Origin of the sequence: Kribbella jiaozuonensis (assembly GCF_005233875.1) — a bacterium.
Classification (GTDB): Bacteria; Actinomycetota; Actinomycetes; order Propionibacteriales; family Kribbellaceae; genus Kribbella; species Kribbella jiaozuonensis.
The window spans coordinates 2,172,013-2,189,709 of sequence record NZ_SZPZ01000001.1 but is presented as its reverse complement, the minus strand read 5'-3'; the positions used below and the strand labels follow the sequence as shown (position 1 = coordinate 2,189,709).

General features: G+C 67.7%; 16 protein-coding genes. 5 read left to right on the top strand and 11 right to left on the bottom strand.

What is annotated here, in order from left to right:
* Positions 1-8 precede the first annotated feature (8 nt).
* The 7 genes from FDA38_RS10545 to leuA form a co-directional block, all read right to left on the bottom strand.
* A complete protein-coding gene (locus FDA38_RS10545) occupies positions 9-1,868 on the bottom strand; it encodes an ABC transporter substrate-binding protein (RefSeq protein ID WP_137253826.1) in 1,860 nt (619 codons plus the stop codon).
* A 58-nt stretch (positions 1,869-1,926) separates the two neighbouring features.
* Positions 1,927-2,136 (bottom strand): hypothetical protein, encoded by a 210-nt coding sequence (locus FDA38_RS10540; RefSeq protein ID WP_137253825.1) that lies wholly within the window; start codon positions 2,134-2,136, stop codon positions 1,927-1,929.
* The gene (locus FDA38_RS10535; protein WP_137253824.1) at positions 2,136-3,185 is read right to left on the bottom strand and encodes an ABC transporter ATP-binding protein; all 1,050 of its coding nucleotides are present in this window, start codon (positions 3,183-3,185) and stop codon (positions 2,136-2,138) included. Before FDA38_RS10535 ends, FDA38_RS10540 begins: the two co-directional genes overlap by 1 nt.
* Entirely contained in the window at positions 3,182-4,267 is a 1,086-nt protein-coding gene (locus FDA38_RS10530) for an ABC transporter ATP-binding protein (protein ID WP_233714629.1), read from the bottom strand. Before FDA38_RS10530 ends, FDA38_RS10535 begins: the two co-directional genes overlap by 4 nt.
* Positions 4,268-4,272: 5 nt before the next feature.
* Complete coding sequence (locus FDA38_RS10525; protein ID WP_137253822.1) at positions 4,273-5,169, bottom strand: ABC transporter permease; 897 nt, start codon at positions 5,167-5,169, stop codon at positions 4,273-4,275.
* A gap of 4 nt (positions 5,170-5,173) precedes the next feature.
* Entirely contained in the window at positions 5,174-6,268 is a 1,095-nt protein-coding gene (locus FDA38_RS10520; RefSeq protein WP_233714628.1) for an ABC transporter permease, read from the bottom strand.
* A 247-nt stretch (positions 6,269-6,515) separates the two neighbouring features.
* A complete protein-coding gene (gene leuA, locus FDA38_RS10515; protein ID WP_202877658.1) occupies positions 6,516-8,189 on the bottom strand; it encodes a 2-isopropylmalate synthase in 1,674 nt (557 codons plus the stop codon).
* A gap of 331 nt (positions 8,190-8,520) precedes the next feature.
* Here leuA and FDA38_RS10510 point away from each other — a divergent pair, with 331 nt between their 5' ends.
* Both FDA38_RS10510 and FDA38_RS10505 read left to right on the top strand, forming a co-directional pair.
* Positions 8,521-9,183: a response regulator transcription factor gene (locus FDA38_RS10510; protein ID WP_137253820.1), complete on the top strand. Its 663-nt coding sequence runs from the start codon at positions 8,521-8,523 to the stop codon at positions 9,181-9,183.
* On the top strand, positions 9,180-10,460 hold the full coding sequence (locus tag FDA38_RS10505) for a sensor histidine kinase (protein ID WP_137253819.1): 1,281 nt from the start codon (positions 9,180-9,182) through the stop codon (positions 10,458-10,460). Before FDA38_RS10510 ends, FDA38_RS10505 begins: the two co-directional genes overlap by 4 nt.
* On the opposite strand, the gene FDA38_RS10500 is transcribed toward FDA38_RS10505, so the two are convergent.
* Together FDA38_RS10500 and FDA38_RS10495 are read right to left on the bottom strand one after the other, a co-directional pair.
* A complete protein-coding gene (locus FDA38_RS10500) occupies positions 10,446-11,696 on the bottom strand; it encodes a DUF1501 domain-containing protein (protein WP_137253818.1) in 1,251 nt (416 codons plus the stop codon). The genes FDA38_RS10505 and FDA38_RS10500 overlap by 15 nt on opposite strands.
* Before the next feature lie 9 nt (positions 11,697-11,705).
* Positions 11,706-12,977, bottom strand: a complete 1,272-nt coding sequence (locus FDA38_RS10495; RefSeq protein ID WP_137253817.1) for a DUF1800 domain-containing protein — start codon at positions 12,975-12,977, stop codon at positions 11,706-11,708.
* A gap of 127 nt (positions 12,978-13,104) precedes the next feature.
* On the opposite strand from FDA38_RS10495, the gene FDA38_RS10490 reads away from it, so the two are divergent.
* A complete protein-coding gene (locus FDA38_RS10490) occupies positions 13,105-13,521 on the top strand; it encodes a PPOX class F420-dependent oxidoreductase (RefSeq protein WP_137253816.1) in 417 nt (138 codons plus the stop codon).
* On the opposite strand, the gene FDA38_RS10485 is transcribed toward FDA38_RS10490, so the two are convergent.
* Complete coding sequence (locus tag FDA38_RS10485) at positions 13,511-14,485, bottom strand: AraC family transcriptional regulator (protein WP_202877614.1); 975 nt, start codon at positions 14,483-14,485, stop codon at positions 13,511-13,513. The genes FDA38_RS10490 and FDA38_RS10485 overlap by 11 nt on opposite strands.
* 73 nt (positions 14,486-14,558) lie before the next feature.
* On the opposite strand from FDA38_RS10485, the gene FDA38_RS10480 reads away from it, so the two are divergent.
* Complete coding sequence (locus tag FDA38_RS10480; RefSeq protein WP_137253814.1) at positions 14,559-15,542, top strand: oxidoreductase; 984 nt, start codon at positions 14,559-14,561, stop codon at positions 15,540-15,542.
* A gap of 41 nt (positions 15,543-15,583) precedes the next feature.
* Positions 15,584-16,573 (top strand): GNAT family N-acetyltransferase, encoded by a 990-nt coding sequence (locus FDA38_RS10475; protein WP_233714627.1) that lies wholly within the window; start codon positions 15,584-15,586, stop codon positions 16,571-16,573.
* Positions 16,574-16,628: 55 nt separating this feature from the next.
* Here the strand turns inward: FDA38_RS10475 and FDA38_RS10470 are convergent, their stop codons facing one another.
* Positions 16,629-17,582, bottom strand: coding sequence for a hypothetical protein (locus tag FDA38_RS10470; protein WP_137253813.1), 954 nt, complete (start codon positions 17,580-17,582; stop codon positions 16,629-16,631).
* Between the last annotated feature and the right edge of the window lie 115 nt (positions 17,583-17,697).

Sequence of the window (17,697 nt, the reverse complement as noted above, 5' to 3'; positions counted from 1 at the left end):
GCCAGAGGTTAAACCGGCGCGACCTTGCCCTGGTACATGTACATGATCACGAAGTTGTCCGCGTACGGCGCGTTCTTCAGGATCGGGTCGTCGTCGGCCGGGAACTTCGCCACCCGGGTGCCCTCGAGCGCGGGGTTGTTACCGTAGCGCTCCCAGAGCGGGATGATCGGCAGCAGTTCGTTGAAGGCCATCGCCGCGGCGGTGACGTTCTTCTTCTGCTCGTCGATGTTCAGGCCCTGTGCGGACTTGTCCACCACGGACTGCAGGTCGATCGGACCGGCCGAGGTGGTCTGCTTCAGCGGGAAGTTCATGCCCTTGCCGCCCGTGTTCGCCGCGATCACGTAGTTGAACGTGTACAGGTCCTGGACGAACGAGAAGTACGGGTGCGGGTGGCTCGATGCACCCCAGCTCTGGATGGCGATGTCGAACTTGCCGGCCAGCACGTCGGGGTTCAGCTGGGTGAAGGTGATACCCCGCTTGGTGATGTTGAAGCCGAACTTGTTCAGCTGGTCGGCCGCGTTGGTGGCGGCCGGGTTCCAGTCGGCGAACTCGGTCGGGAACTTGATGTCGTACGCCGCCGGCTTGCCGTTTGGCAGCGTCCACTTTCCGCCGGTCTTCTTCCACCCGGCCGACTGCAGCAGCTGGGTGGCCTTGGCCTCGTCCTTCTCGTACGCCTGCAGCTTCTTCTGGTCGGCGTCGGAGACCCAGTCCGGCACGAGGATGTCGGAGAAGCCGGCCATGAACTTGCAGGGCTTGCCCGAGTCGCCGAGCGCGACGGTGCCGTTCTCCTGCCGGTCGAGCACGTAGGCGATCGCCTGCCGTACCTTCGGGTCGGACAGCTCCGGGTGCGCGGTGAAGTTGAACACCAGCGCCGGGCCGGAGTACACCGGCGGCCGGAGGATCCGGAAGCCGCTGCCTTCCAGCGTCTTCTCGGTCGCGACCGCGAAGCCGTGGGTCGCGTAGTCGACGTCCTTGTTGAGGACGACGGGGGTGATGTCGGAGGTCTCACCGTTGTACAGGAGAACCTTGCTGAAGCCGATCTTGTCGGCGAACAGGCCCTTGTCGTTCTTGACCAGGTTCATCTGCGCGTTGGTCATGTTCTTCGCGTCGAAGTTGAACGGACCGGACACGACCGGGTTCTCCGGACGGAACTTCTGGAAGTCGCCGTTGAGCTGCTTGCCCTCGGCGCTGTCCAGGCTGGTCTTGGCCTTACGCATCGTCTCGGCCTTGGTGGCCCACTCGCCGTACACCGAGTCCGGCAGGATCGGGGCACGGAGGATGTAGCGCTCGAGCACGGTGGACGGCGTACCGATGGTGAACACGGCGGTGGTGTCGTCCTTCGCCGTGACGTCGGACAAGAAGGTCCACGGTGGCTGGCGCATCAGCCACTGCAGGTTGAACGTCGACACGACGTCCTTCGCCGTGACCGGCTTGCCGTCGCTCCAGGTCAGCCCGGACCGGAGCTTCATCGTGTACGTCTTGTTCGCCTCGTCCAGCGTGCCGGACTCGGCCATCATCCATTCCCACTTCTTGTCGGCCCAGTAGTAGAGGCCGCCGCTGGGGTAGACGAGGTCCAGGTACGGGCTCGACTGCTGGATGCCGTCGGTGACGCCGGCGGCCAGGTTGAAGTGGCCCTTCGGCGGCAGCTGGTACGGGTACGCGCCGTGGAACTCCTTGTTCGCCGACTTGCTGCTGTCGGTGCTGCTGCTCGGAGAGCTCGGCGAGCAGGCCTCCAGCGACCCGATGCCGGCCACGCCGACACCGGCGATGCCGAACAGCTGGAGCACGTGCCGGCGCGAGATCGCGTTCGTCCGGGGGCTCGGCCCCGGAGAGTTGGTGCCGGAATCGTTGGTGCCGGTGGGACTCATTCCTTCGTCCTTTCTGATCTGGCGCACGACTGTGTGCGTCAGCCACTACTGGTTTGAGTTACTGCGAACCGCCCTCGCGTTTTTCCCGCCGCCGGGTCCACACGACCCCGACGACAACGATCAGGCCCAGTAGCAGGCCCAAACACAAGGTGAACAGGGTGACGACGAACTCCGGAGTACCCGGCGACAGCGTGAGCAGCAATGCCCCGCTGGCCAGGATCAGGAACGCCGCCCAGCCGAGCGCCAACCGGCCGATCTGCGGTGACATCAGGCCACCGGCTCATCGGGCCGGACCTCCCCGGCGCCGTCGCGGGCCACCACGTGGCAGGCCGCGGACTGACCGGACCGGATCTCGACCAGCTGCGGAACCTCGCCGTCGCACAGCCCGTCCTCGAACATCGGGCAGCGCGGGTGGAACGAGCAGCCGCTCGGCAGGTGGGCCAGACTCGGGATCTCCAGGCTGCGCAGGGATTCGCGGCCCTTGGTCTTGGTCAGGTCCGGATCCGGCTCGGGGATCGCGTCGATCAGCGCCCGGGTGTACGGATGCGTCGGCGCGTTGATGATCTTCGGCGTCGGACCGAACTCGACGATCCGGCCGAGGTACATCACCGCGGTCTTGCCGTGCCAGCCGAAGTACTTCGCGATCGCGAGATCGTGGGTGATGAACAGGAACCCCACGCCGAGGTCGTCGCGCAGCCGGCCGAGCATCGCCAGCACGCTGATCCGGATCGACACGTCCAGCATCGAGGTCGACTCGTCCGCGATGATCAGCTTCGGGTCCAGGGTCAGCGCCCGCGCGACCGAGACCCGTTGCCGCTGACCGCCGGACAGCTGGTGCGGGAACTTCGGCAGGTAGTTCTCCGGCGGGGTCAGGTCGACCTTGCGGAGCAGCTCCGCGGCCTTGTCGGCGGCCGCTTTGTTGCCCTTGACAACACCGTGCTTGAGCAACGGCGCGGTGATCGTCTGCTGGATCGTCCGGGTCGGGTTCAGCGACGCGTACGGGTCCTGGTGGACGTACTGCACACTGCGCCGGAAGGCGCCGAAGTCGTGCCGGTTCATCGACCAGATGTCGTTGCCGTCGAACTGGACCTGGCCGTCGGTCGGCCGGGCCAGACCGGCCGCCATCCGGGCCGCGGTGGTCTTGCCCGAGCCGCTCTCACCGACCAGGCAGAGCACCTCGCCGGGGTTGACCGACAGGTCGATGTTGTCGACCGCGCGGATCGGCCCCGCCTTGGTGTCGAACACCTGGCTGACGCCGCTCAGCGTCATCAGCGGCGTCCGGCTCACGGTCTCCGGGGTCTGCTCCAGCGCGCTCATGATGCGGTCCCGAGGTCTTGGTTGCGCGCCTCGCGGTCGAGGTGCACGTCCTTCCAGTGGATGCAGGCGACGTCGTGCGCGCTGCCGTCCTGGTCGGTCACGGGGACCAGATCCGGTTCGGCTTCTCTGCACTCGTCGGTGGCGAACTTGCACCGCGGGTTGAAGGTGCAGCCCGGCGGCAGTGCGGCCAGGCTCGGCGGACCGCCCGGGATCGACTCCAGGTCGGGCAGGTCGCCGACGATCGGCGGCACGGCCTTGATCAGGCCGAGCGTGTACGGGTGCCGCGGGCGGTAGAACAGATCGCGGACGCCGCCGGTCTCGACCAGGCGTCCGGCGTACATGGTCGCGACCCGGTCGGCGAGCTCCGCGGCCAGCGACAGGTCGTGCGAGATGAAGATCATCGAGAAGCCGAGCCGCTCCCGCACCTCGTGCAGTACGTCGACGATCGACCGCTGCGTAAGGATGTCGAGCGCCGTGGTCGGCTCGTCCAGGATCAGGACCTCGGGCTCGAGCAGCAGGCTCATCGCGATCAGCACCCGCTGCCGCATGCCGCCGGACAGCTCGTGCGGGTAGCAGTCCATCACCCGCTCCGGCTCCAGTCGCACCAGCCGGAGCAGATCACCGGCCCGGTCCTCGATCTCCTGCCGGGTTGCCTTGGTGTGCGCACGCATCGTGTCGTGCATGTGCGCGCGGATCTTCAGCACCGGGTTGAACGCGTTCATCGCGCCCTGGAAGACCATCGCCGCGTCCCGCCAGCGGAACTGGCGCAGATCGCGACCGTCCAGCCCTAGTACGTCGATCTCGGTGCCGTCGCCGCGGTTGAAGATCACCTTGCCGCTGGCGTGGCCGAGCCGCGGCAGCAGCCGGAGCAGCCCGAGCCCGAACGTCGTCTTGCCGCAGCCGCTCTCGCCCACCAGCGCCAGGCTCTCGCCCGGGTAGAGGTCGAGGTCGACGCCGCGTACCGCTTGCACCGTGGCGCCCGAGCCGGTCCGGTACTCGACCTTGAAGTCGCGGATCGACAGCAGTGGCTTGCCTTCGCCGCCGCGCACCGCGCGGGCGGCTCCCGAGGTCGTCGTCGTCACCATCGTCACCGGTCCCGGAGGCGCGGGTTGAGGATCTCTTCGAGGGATCGAGTCATCATCACCAATCCGAGCAGCAGCAGGATGATCGCGACAATCGGGCTGAGGATCCAGGCCAGACTGTTGTCGTTGAAGATCGCGCCGGCGATCCAGGCGCGGTTGAGCATGATGCCCCAGTTGGACCCGGTCAGTGGCGCGAGACCGAGCAGGTACAGGCCGACCAGCTGGTAGATCGCGTTGGTCACGCCGATCATGAAGTTCATCAGGATGAAGCTGGCCATGTTCGGCAGGATCTCGACGAACACCACCCGGGGTGTGCCGAGATCGAGTAGTCGCGCGGCTTCGACGAACTCGCGTTCCTTCAGCGAGAACACCTGGGCCCGGACCGCCCGGGTCAGCACCGGCCAGGACAGGCCGCCGACCAGCAGCGCCAGCAGGACCGGCGAGTCGAGCTTGAAGAACGCGCCGAGGACCGCGAGCAGGACGATCTGCGGGACGGTCAGGAAGACGTCGGCCAGCGTGACGACGACCGAGTCGACCCAGCCGCCGAGGTAGGCGGCCAGCGAGCCGAGCACGATCGCCAGCACGGTGGAGATCGCCGCGGCGACGAAGCCGACGAAGATCACCGTCCGGCCGCCGGCGATCATCTGGACCAGGACGTCCTTGCCCTCGTTGTCGGTGCCGAGCAAGTGGCCGGGTGAGCCGGCCGGGAGCAGGATCTCCTTGACGTTCGGCGCGACCTCCGGCGTGAAGAACGGCCCGATCGCGCTGATCAGGATCAGCAGGACCACGATCACGAAACCGATGAACCCGGCCGGACTGCGGCGCAACGACCTGATGATGCCGGCGAAGCGGGAGACGCCGGTGGTTCCGATCGAGGAGACGGGGATCGTTGCTTCGGTCATCTCGTCACCCCTTGCCCTGGACGCGGATCCGCGGATCGAGCCGGCTGTAGAGAATGTCCGCGAGCAGGTTGGCCGCGACCACCGAGATCGTGACCACCAGGAAGATTCCCTGCAGTACGGCGTAGTCGCGGCCGTTGACCGCGTTGAAGAGGCTGAACCCGATGCCCTGGTAGCCGAAGATCTTCTCCACGAAGATCGATCCGCCGACCACGAATCCGAGCGAGACCGCGAGCTGGCTGAACAGCGGCAGGACGGCGTTGCGGCCGACGTACCCGTTCCTGATCCGGGAGTCGGACAGGCCGCGGGCCCGGGCCACCGTCACGTAGTCCTCACCGAGGGTCTCCACCGTGGACGACTTCATCACCAGCGCCCAGGAGCCGACCGTGGTCAGTGTGTAGGCCAGGATCGGCAGCGTCGCGTGGTAGAAGATGTCGTTCAGAAAAGCGAGGCTGAACGACGGATGCACGCCTGGCGTGTACGAACCGCGCGCTTCGGTCAGGTTGAACCATTGCAGTTTCACCCCGAGGAAGACCACGATCAGGATCGCCAGGATGTAGTTCGGGATCGCGTGCAGCAGCGCGCCGACCGAGGTGAGCAGATGATCCAGCCAGGTCTCGCGGCGGTACGCCATGGTCATGCCTGCCGCGATGCCGATGATGAACGCGATCACCGTGGCCACGCCGACGGAGAACAGCGTCCACGGCAGGTAGGTCTTGATCACCGAGGCGACCGTCGTGCCCGGCGAGAGCGCCGAGTTGCCGAAGTCGCCGTGCAGCAGGTTCCCCATGTACGTCAGGTACTGCTGGATCAGCGGCGCGTTCGGGTCCAGGGAGAAGAGGTTCTTCGCCTGCGCGGCGGCGGCCTCGTAGGAGATACCGGTCTGCGCGATCTGGGTCTGGATGTAGGTGTCGACCGGGTTACCCGGCAGCAGCCGGACCAGGAAGAACGTGCCGGTGGTGACGATGAAGACGGTCAGCACGGCTTTGAAGAGTCTTCGGACAAGCCAGGCGCTGAAGAAGCGCCGAACTGCCGAGGGTTTCGGTTCGACAACCGGCCCTTCGATCAGCTCCGACGCGGGTGTCTCGACCGCACCGCTCACTGCTCACCTCCACGCGACTGCCAGGGAAAGTCGGTGGCGCAGACCACTCAACAGCACGACTTAGTAACGCTGTCTTGCAAGGATCTGCGCATAGTGACGACAGTGTGCGCAACCTCAGTCATCGAGTCAACGTCTTGAGGCAACGTTGAGACAACGTTGCGGTCCGTGACGCAACGGTACCGGGGCGTACTGGAATCGCCCGCCTCTGAAACAGAGACGGGCGATTCGCCGGAAGAATGTGACGGAGTCAGCGCGTGGCGCGGTTGACAGCCGAGACGACGGCCTTCAGCGAGGCAGTGAGAATGTTCGCATCCCGCCCGACACCCCAGAAAACCTCGTCACCGACCTCGCATTCGACGTACGCCGCGGCCAGCGCGTCACCGCCCGCGGAGAGCGCGTGCTCGTGGTAGTCCAGCACGCGGACGTCGTACTTCAGCGGCTTGATCGCATCGACGAAGGCCGAGACCGGACCGTTGCCTTCGCCAACCAGCTCGTGCGGCACGCCATTGGAATAGACCTGAACCCGGAGTTGGTCGCCCTGGCCCTCGCCGGACGTCGAGTTCACGCTCAGCAGCGACAGCTTGCCCGGTGCGAGGTACTCGGCCGCGAAGATGTCCCACATCTGCTGCGGGCCGACCTCGCCGCCCTCGTTGTCGGTGTGCTGCTGGATCACCCGGCTGAACTCGATCTGCAGCCGGCGCGGCAGGTCGAGCCGGTGCTCGGACTTCATCATGTACGCGACGCCGCCCTTGCCGGACTGCGAGTTGACCCGGATCACGGCCTCGTAGCTGCGGCCGACGTCCTTCGGGTCGATCGGCAGGTACGGCGCCTCCCAGGCGATGTCGCCGACCGGCTTGCCCTCGGCGGCGGCCTGCTTGTCGAGTGCCTCCAGGCCCTTCTTGATCGCGTCCTGGTGCGAGCCGGAGAAAGCGGTGTAGACCAGGTCACCGGAGTACGGCTGACGCTCGGGGACGCGCATCTGCGTGCAGTACTCGACCGTACGGCGGATCTCGTCGATGTCGGAGAAGTCGATCTGCGGGTCGATGCCCTGGCTGAACAGGTTCATCCCCAGCGTGACCAGGTCGACGTTGCCGGTGCGCTCGCCGTGGCCGAACAGGCAGCCCTCGACCCGGTCCGCGCCGGCCATCAGCGCGAGCTCGGTCGCGGCCACCGCCGTACCGCGGTCGTTGTGCGGGTGCAGGCTGATCGCGCTGTGCTCGCGCCGGGTCAGGTGCCGGCCGAACCACTCGATCTGGTCGGCGTAGACGTTCGGGGTGCACATCTCGACGGTGGCCGGCAGGTTCAGGATGATCTCGCGGCCCTCGGCGGGCTGCCAGACGTCGCTGACCGCCTCGCAGACCTCGAGCGCGAACTCCAGCTCGGTGCCGGTGAAGATCTCCGGGCTGTACTGGTACCCGAACTCGCAGTCGCCGAGGATCTCGTCGGCGTACTTCATCACGGTCTCGGTGCCGCGGACGGCGATGTTGCGGCACTCGGCCTTGTCGACGTTGAAGACGACCCGCCGGAACAGCGGCGCGGTCGCGTTGTACAGGTGGATGGTGGCCTTCGGCGAGCCCTGCAGCGACTGCACGGTCCGCTCGATCAGCTCCTCGCGGGCCTGGGTCAGCACCGAGATCGTCACGTCGTCCGGGATCGCGTCGGACTCGATCAGGCTGCGGACGAAGTCGAAGTCGTACTGGCTCGCGCTCGGGAAGCCGACCTCGATCTCCTTGTAGCCCATCTTCACCAGCAGGTCGAACATCCGCCGCTTGCGGGCCGGCGACATCGGCTCGACCAGGGCCTGGTTGCCGTCGCGGAGGTCGGTGGACAGCCAGCGCGGCGTGCGGTCGACGGACTTGGCCGGCCAGGTGCGGTCGGGCAGCTCGATCGGCGGGAACGCGCGGTAGCGGTGGGTCGGCATACCGGACGGCTGCTGGACGGGCTTGGGCTGGTTCTTCGGTGCCACGGGGGTTCTCCTCGGGAAGCTGTCTACTGCGGGGTCGCTAGGACGACCGGCGAACGACAGAACTCCGCGGCGAGGGAACCGGCCTTAACAGGCCTCGCCGCGGCAGCGAAGGAGGAGAAGCTGGTGCCGCATGATGACAGCTACTTTATGCACAACTCCCCCGGCCCGTCGAACCGGGGGTCTCGACGGACGAGACACGAAGAGTGACGGCGGGCTCGCTGAGGATGTGCTGAAGATTGCCTCCGGGGTTCAGTTGGCGGTCCGTCGACGGTGCGAGGATGGCCCGATGACTGCGCGGGTGCTGGTGGTGGAGGACGCGGAGCCGATCCGGACCGCCGTCGGTATCGCGCTGACCGAAGCCGGCCACACCGTGCGCACCCGGCCGGACGGCGAGGGCCTGGAGCGGGACCTTGCGGAGTACCGGCCGGATCTCGTGCTGCTCGATGTGATGCTGCCCGGGCGGGACGGGTTCGAGCTGCTGACGGTCACGCGCGAGACGTCGAACGCCGGGGTGATCCTGTTGACCGCGCGCGACGCCGTCGGCGATCGGCTGCACGGGCTACGGACCGGCGCCGACGACTACGTGGTGAAGCCGTTCGTGCTGGCCGAGCTGATCGCGCGGGTGGAGGCGGTACTGCGGCGGATGGGACGGCTGCGAACGGTTCTCGAGGTCGGCGATCTCGAAGTAGATGTCGAAGCGCGATCGGTACGACGGGGTGGGACGCCGATCGAGCTGACGGCGACCGAGTTCAAGCTGCTCACGTTCCTGGCCGGCCGCGACGGGAAGGTGGTCGGCAAGACGCAGCTCTTGACCGCAGTCTGGGGGTACGACGACTACGCGGACAATCTGGTCGAGGTGTACGTCAGCGGGCTCCGGCGGAAGCTGGAGGCGCACGGTCCGCGGCTGCTGCATACGGTCCGCGGGTCCGGGTACGTGCTGCGCCCATGAGCGGGTCGCTGCGGGTTCGCGTGACGGTGACGGCTATCGCCGTACTGCTGATCGTGCTGCCGATCACCGGGCTGGTCGTGAAGGCGGTGTTCGATGCGCAGGCCGAGCGCAGTCTCGACTCGCTGCTGACCGGGCGGGCGCAGCTGGCCCAGCAGCTCGCGCGGCAGAACGTTGCTCCGGGCAACTTGGTGCGGAGGGTGGATGCGGATGGTGTACGGGTCACGTTGATCCTGCGGAACGGGCGGCAGCTGGGCGCGCCGCCGATCGAGGCCGGCGGGAACGTGCGGCAGGTGAAGGCGACGTTGCAGGCGGGCGTTCAGACGAAGGGCGCGACGCTGATGCTGTCCGCCGATACCAGTCTGCTCGCCGACGCGAGCTCGCGACTTCGGACGGTGCTGTTGCTCTCCGGCGCTGCGGCGATCCTGATCACGGCGCTCGCGTTGGCGATCGGCATGCGGTTCGCGCTGGCGCCGCTCGATGCGATGACCGGTTTGGCGCGGTCGATCGCGGCCGGCCGGCGGGGCGGGCGGTTGCAGCCCGAGCGGGCGGACACCGAGCTCGGTCGTACGGCGGCCGCGTTCGACGAGATGCTCGATGCGCTGGAGGGCGCCGAGGGTGCTGCGCGACGGTCGGAGGACCGGATGCGTGAGTTCGTCGCGGATGCGGCGCATGAGTTGCGTACTCCGATCGCCGGTTTGCAGACCGCTGCGGAGACGCTGATCCAGCTTGGTCCGCGGGCGGCGTCGAGCGAGCGGGGACAGCTCGAACTCCTGCTGGTGCGGGAATCCCGGCGCGCGGGCACGCTGGTGTCCGACCTGCTGGAGTTGAGCCGGATCGATGCCGGCCTGCAACTGCAGCTCACGCAGGTCGACCTCCATCACCTGGCCGAGTCGCAAGCCGCTCGCCTCAGCCTGGTCGCGCCTGACCTGGACGTCGAGGTCGACGGCATCGCCATCGTCACCGCCGACCCGGAGCGGTTGACCCAGGTCCTGGCCAACCTCGTCGACAATGCCCGTCAGGCCGGCGCCCAGGCGATCCAGATCAGCGTCACCCCGGCCGGCGTCATGGTCGAGGACGACGGTCCCGGCGTACCTCCTGAGGTCCGCGACCGGATCTTCGACCGCTTGGTCCACAGCCCGCAGAGCAAAGGCGCCGGTCTCGGTCTGGCCATCGCCCGTGGAGTAGCCCGAGCCCACGGCGGCGACCTCACCGTAGGAGACCGCGCCGATGGCAAGCCGGGCGCGGCCTTCTACTTGCGACTGTCACACCCTCAATAGGCCGTCGATGGTGGTGGTGTGGTTGGCCAGGATCTTGCCGGGGTCTTCGCCGAGGACGTGCTGCAACATCGTGGCGTAGACGTCGCGGAAGTCGGTGCCGGCTTTGAGGTCGCCGTTGGCGAGGTCGGTCAGGCTGGGCTGGTTGCCGAAGAAGCCGCCGGAGACCTTCTCGCCGAGGACGAAGACCGGGCCGGCTGTGCCGTGGTCGGTGCCGTCGCTTCCGTTCGCCTGGACCCGGCGGCCGAACTCGGAGTACACCAGCACGACCGCGTTCTTCCCGCGGTCCGTCTTCTGCAGCCGCTGCACGAACGGCGTCACCGCGCCGTCCAGCTCGGTCAGCAGCCGCTGCTGCGTACCGCGCTCGTCCGCGTGCGTGTCGAATCCGCCGAGCGAGGCCGAGTACGCCCGGGTCGGTACGCCGGCCTCGATCAGCCCGGCGATCAGTTCGAGCTGCGCGCCCAGCTGCGACGTACCGCCGGCTGACGCGCCCTTCGTTCGCTCCTCGTCGTCATCGTCCTCCTGCTCGTGGCCGCTCTTGACCGCCTTGCCCAGCACCTGCGTCGCGTTCTGCAGGTCGAGCACCGACTTGGCGGCCCGCGCCTGCCAGTGGCCGTCGCCCGGACTCGGTTTGCCCAGCGCGGCGTACGCCGTACCTAGTGCACCGCCTGGCAAGGACAGACCGCGCAACGGGAGGGACGCGGCGGCCGTGGTCTCGCCGGCGAGGAGTGGCGGCAGGGTGGGTTCGACGGAGACGGCTCGCAGCGGGTCGGCGCCGGTTGCGTCGAGCCAGCGGCCGAGCCAGCCGGTCGGGATCGGCGACTTGGGCGATGCCGTCTGCCAGATCGCCATCGACCGGAAATGACTGCGATCCGGGTCCGGGTACCCGACGCCGCGCACGATCGCGAGCCGCTTGTCGTCCCACAAGCCCTTCAGGCCCTTCATCCCCGGATTCAGTCCGAGCCCGTCGCCGAGATCGAGCACCTCGTTGGTCTGGTACGCCAGATCCGGCCGGGCCTTCTGGTACGCCGGGTCCGCCGCCGGGACGACCGTGTTCAATCCGTCGTTCCCGCCGTACAACGTGATGACGACGAGCACCGACTGGTCGCTCGGCAACGGATCGTCGACGGCCGCGGCCATCAGTTCGGACCAGTTCACCTGCGTCGCTCCGGCCGCCAACGCACCGGCCGCAGTCACGCCACTGAGCGTCAGGAAGCGCCGTCTCGTCAGGTTGTCCATGTCCTCCGCCTATCCGCTTACGACGTACTCGGGGGCGCAGGCCGCGACCGCGGTCAGCTGCGCAGGGTCCTTCACACCGGCCAACGCGGTCTTGGTCCGGTCGGACCAGCCGTCGACGCCGAGCAAAGCAGCGGCGTCCTGTGAGTCCTTGACGGCCGAGAGATCGGCCTTCTTCGCCAGTTGCTGGGCGAGTTGCAGCCGGGTGACACCGGCCGAGGTCGTCAGCCAACTCGCGCCGGCCGGCCAACCGCCGACGCTCGGCGGGCGGTACGGCAACTGGCCCATGCCACGCAGACCGGCGAGCAGCTTGCTCTGCTCCTTCTCCTCCAGCTTGCTCGGCCGGAGTTTCAGCGCGCGGAGCAGGCCGACCGCCCACTCCACCGGCTCCTTCACCAGACTCGACGCCGGGTCCTTGAACGCCCCCTCGGCAACCATTGCCGTCAGCAACGATCTGATGTCACGGTTGACGCCGTACGCCGTTGTCAGCCGGGCGACCGTGGCCGCATCGGGCGGCGTTGCGGACACCAGCCGGAACCACAGCCGGCCGATCACGAACCCGGCCGACGCGGGCTGGGCAAGCGCGAGCCGTGCGAATCCCTTCGCATCGAAGTCGCCGGTCCTGCCGAGCACCGTCTTGCTGCCGGTGTCGAACCGCCTGCGCTGCAAGGTCGCAGCGTCCTTGCGCAACACCCAACCGGTCAGGCAGCGAGCGCCTTGCGCGACATCAGCCTCTTGGTAGTGACCGATGCCGAGCGTGAACAGCTCCATGAACTCGCGAGCCAGGTTCTCGTTCGGCGAACCCTTGCGGTTCTTCTGCCCGTCGAGCCAGCGGATCATCGCGGTGTCCACGATCATCGCCTGCGCGAGGTCGCCGAACCGGCCGAGGGCGAGGGTGCGCTGGGTCTGGTTCTGCGCCAGCATCCAGGCCGTGTTGCGGACCTTCTGGTTGCTGGTCGCGAAGTGCCCGTGCCAAAACCAGGTCAGCCGCTCCCCTGCGGTCCGGCTGACCACCATCCGGTCCAGCCACCAGATCGTCAGCTTCCGCTCCTGCGCGGCCCGCTGCTTGTTGGCGGCCTTCTTCGCGTCCTTGTCCTGGTCCTTCTTCTTCACGGTCTCGGGCGGCTCCAAACCGGTCGGCACCGGGACCGCGGCATCCTTCGCCGGACCCAGCAGTCGCCGTACGGTCGCGTCGACGCCGGCGTCCAGGTCACCCGGCGCCGGCCCGAACCCGAACCGGTCGTTCAGCCGCCGTACGACGGCCCGCTCGCTGATCTCGGTCATGCCCCGATGGTTTCCAGGTCGCGGCCGGCGGACCAGGATCCGGAGCCTTTCCTCAGCCGATCCACAGGTCCCGCGTTCTAGAGGCCGCCCTTGCCTTCAAGGGCGCTTGAAATTTTAAGCTGTTGGTATGACGGAATCCCTCCTCGACCGGATCGGCACGCATGGGCTCGGCGTACTGGTCACCATCAAGCGCGACGGGCGGCCACAGCTGTCCAACGTCACCTACGTCTTCGACGGCACCCGGGTGCGCGTCTCACTCACCGACGGCCGCGCGAAGACCAAGAACCTGCGCCGCGACCCACGCGCCAGCCTGTACGTCGACGGGCCGCGCGGGCGGACGTACGTCGTACTGGAAGGGAAGGCCGAGCTCAGCCCGGTCGCCGCCGATCCGTACGACGCGGTCGTCGAGGACCTGGTCGACTACTACCGGACCGCGTCCGGCGAGCACCCGGACTGGGACGAGTACCGCGCGGTGATGGTCGAGGACAAGCGGCTGATGTTCTCGATGACGGTCGACCACGCGTACGGGATGCCTAAGCCGTAGCTTCCTCTGCCTCGGGCGCCACCCGGGTCGCGCGGGCGGCCTCGCGGTAGCGCCGGGGTGCGACGCCGTTGACGCGTTTGAAGGCGTTGCTGAACGCACTGTCGGACGTGTAGCCGAGCGAATGCGCGAGAGCGGACAGCGACTGATCGTCGTCGCGCAGCGCTCGCTCGGCGAGGCGCATCCGCCAGTTGAGCAGGTAGGTGAGCGGCGGTACGCCGGCCACGGAGCGGAAGCGCTCGGCGAACGTCGTACGGGACATCGCCGCGGCCCGGGCGAGCTCGTCGAGCTGCCACGCCCGGCCGGGCTGGTCATGCATCAGGCGCAGGGCCGGCGCGATGCGCTCGTCGGCGATCGCGCGCAGCCAACCGACCGGGAGATCGTCTGCTTGCGCGAGGCAGGCACGGAGGGCCTCGAGGAAGAGCAGGTGCGCGACGTCGTCGGCGGCCAGACCCGCGCCGAGCTCGGAGGTCGTTGCCTCGTGCAACAACCGGTTCAGCAGCCAGTGGAAGGTCGCCGACCGCTCGTCGATGGCCCGGAGATGGATCACCGGCGGAAGGGCGCGCATCAGCAGTTCGTCGCCGGTGCGATTCAGGCTGACATGGCCGCCGACGCCGACGACCCGCGGACCGACGCCGGTGAGCGTGCCGTTGCCGAAGCGGGCGATCGGGCCGTCGGTGGCGCCGAACGCGGCGACGGCGTCCTCGACCGGTACGGCGTCGGAGTTGCCCTTCACGAACTCGTGCCGGCCGTCGAACAGCACGACGTCTCCCGGCTCCAGCTCGATCCGACCCGTCGCCAGCTCGTCGTCGAAGTCGATCCAGCACGTGCCCTCGACGGCCGCGGTGAACTTGAGCCGGTTCGTCGCCGGGTAATGCAGCGCCCATTCCCCGATCGCCTCGAAGCCGCGCGAGACGTGGCAGTGCGCCTCGGTGAGCGCGAGCGTGTCGGTCAGCGGGTCAGCCATATCCGTACTATCGCGCAAGTTATCGGCACTCTCAAGCATTCTGCGTCCGGGCCCCGGACCCTAGCGTTGAAGCATGCAAACACCAATGGGATCTGGATTCACCGCCGCGTCGACGACGTACGACGTGATGGAAGGCATCGACCTGCACGGCAAGGTCGCGATCGTCACCGGCGGGTACTCGGGGCTGGGCAAGGAGACTGTCCGCGCGTTCCGGTCCGCGGGTGCCGACGTGATCGTGCCGGCGCGTGATGTTGCGCGGGCGGCCGGTGAGTTGGCGGATATCGACGGGGTTGTCGTCGACGAGTTGGACCTGCTCGATCCGGCGAGCATCGATGCGTTCGCCGAGCGTTTTCTGGCGAGTGGGCGGGCGCTGCACATCCTGGTGAACAGTGCGGGGATCATGGCGAACCCGCTGACCCGGGACGCCCGCGGATACGAGTCGCAGTTCGCGACGAATCACCTCGGGCATTTCCAGCTGACGACCCGACTGCTGCCGGCATTGCGGCAGGCCGGCGGTGCGCGGGTGGTGGCGGTGTCGTCGCGCGGGCATCGGTACAGCGCGGTCGATTTCGACGACCCGAACTTCGAGCATCGCGAGTACGCGCCCTATCCGGCGTACGGGCAGTCGAAGACCGCGAACGTGTTGTTCGCCGTCGAGCTGGACGAGCGGGAGCGGGCCAACGGCATCCGTGCGTTCGCCGTACATCCGGGCAGCATCATCACGCATCTGACCCGGTACTCGAACCGCGAGACGTTGCGCGAGGGCGGGTTCCTGGACGAGAACTACGAGCCGATCATCGATCCGGAGCGCGGACTGAAGACGGCCGAGCAAGGTGCGGCGACGCAGGTGTGGTGCGCGGTCAGCCCACAGCTCGACGGGTACGGCGGGGTGTACTGCGAGGACGTCGACATCGCAGTGGTGCACGGGTCCGACGTACCGGACACCGAGGTGCTGGCCGTGACGCCGGGCGCGTTCGGCGTACTGCCGTATGCGATCGACCCGGAGAACGCGCGGCGGCTGTGGAAGCTCAGCGAGGAACTTCTCGACCGCGGATAAACCAGTCGCGGTAAACCGGTCGCTCGGTGGACGCTGTGCCTGTGGAGATCACAAAACTGTCCCCCGACGACGAAGCCGGGTGCGCCGAAGCCGTTGCCATCAAGAGCGCGGGCCTCAAGCTCGACTGCCCGGAGATGGTGGAGCCGACGGTGCGTGGGTATGCCAACATGCTCCGCTACGGGTGGGACATGGAGCCCGAGTACGCCTATCTCGCACGGGAGGCCGACGGGACCGCGGTCGGGCTGCTGGCCGTGGGCGTCAACACGTACGACAACACGAACCAGATCTGGATCGACGTGGACGTCCATCCCGATCATCGTGGACGTGGTGTCGGGTCGGCGTTGGTCGAGTACGCCGAGGGATTCGCCCGCGAGCTCGGACGGGACACGGTCGGCTACGGCTGCATCGACCTGCCGAAGGCGGATGCGTTCGCCCGCCGGCACGGGTTCGTCCAGAAGGCGATCGAGGTCAACCGTCGGCAGGACCTGACCGGGCTGGACTGGGATGTGGTGCAGCGGCTGTACGACGACGCGGTCGCCGCGTCCACGGCGTACGAGCTGACCAAGCTGACCGGGCCGCTGCCGGAGGAGTTGCTGGAGGACATGGTCACGCTGACCGCCTCCATCAACGACGCCCCGAAGGACGACCTCGACATGGAGGACGACGTCTACAGCCCCGGGCGACTGCGGGCGTACGAAGAGGCGCAGTCGAAGAGCGAGCACACCGTGTACCGCGTGATCGCCCGAGAGAAGTCCACCGGCGCCCTTGCCGGCCACACGGTCATCTCCGTCGAGCGCGAGCGTCCCCACCTCGGCGAACAGCACGACACCGCCGTGGACCGGGCCCACCGCGGCCACCGACTCGGCGCCCTGGTCAAGTCCGCGATGCTGCTCTGGCTCCGCGAGGCCGAGCCCGCTCTGACCCAGGTGGACACCTGGAACGCGGAGTCCAACAACCACATGATCAGCATCAACGAGCAGCTCAACTACAAGATCGTGGCGCGCATCCTCGCGTACCAGAAGAAGATCTGACAACAGACCGGGGGCGCCGCAACCAGCGGCGCCCCCGGCTTCTATTGCTAACAGATCACTCGCCGACGAGCTGGTTCCAGTGGCCGGTGATCGAGAAGATGCCGGTACCCGCGATGGTGCCGCCGGTGACCCGGCCGTAGGACGTGACAGCCGTCGCCGAGCCGTTGAACTTGCTCATCGCGTACTGGTACGCCGAGTCGGTCTCGTTGTCGAAGCCGGTCACCAGCGTGCCGCCCTTGACCCCGCACTCCCTGGCGGCCAGCGACTCGTACGCCGCGAAGCCCGTGCTCCGGACCAGCTTCAGGACCGGCTTGGTCGAGGCCGCGGCCGGGATCCGGACCGTCCACAGCGCGCCAGCCTTGGTGGTCATCAGCAGCGTGTCGTAGGTCGGGGTCTCGGAGATCACGGTCATCGCCTTGAAGCCCTTGAAGCCGGCGAAGTGGCCGAGTGCCCGGAAGGTGGCGCCCGACGCCGCGTAGCGGTACAGGCTGCCGTTGGTGCTCAGCCCGTACAGGTACGAGCGGTTCGGCGCGGTGATGGCGTAGTTCGAGGTCACGAGCTGGGTGAAGCTGGTCCAGCCCGAGCCGATCCGCGCGTACGTCGGCCGTGCGTTGTCGGTGTCGAAGTAGGTGACACCGCGGTACAGCGTGCCGTTCTGCACGAGCAGGCTGTGGTAGTAGAAGTGCGTGTCGGTCTGCACGCCGTACCACGTCGTGTTGAGCCGCGTGCCGACGAACGGGAACTCCGCGAAGAACTCACCACGCGGCGGCTTGCCCGGCGTGACGAGTGCGTCGTTGATCCCCGGCGTCGGGGTGTTGAAGCCGACATCCTGCAGGCATCCCCCGGAAGCGAGCTTGGTGTTCGGCGTGGTCTTCAGGTTGCCCTTGGCCGCGTGGGCGATCGCGGGCGTCGGCTCTGACCGGACGGCCGCGGTGGCAGGGACAGCGGCAGCCGTGCCGGCGAGCATGCCGACCCCGGCCAGGGCGAGCGCGAAGCGCTGCAATTTCATACTGGGAGTCCCCCTCAGGACATGAACAACCTCGATGGGCCTCGAGATCGAGCGCGAGCATAACCTGCGCGGGGGACGAACGCGCCGCGATTGCACGTTGTTGCAACGGTTCCAG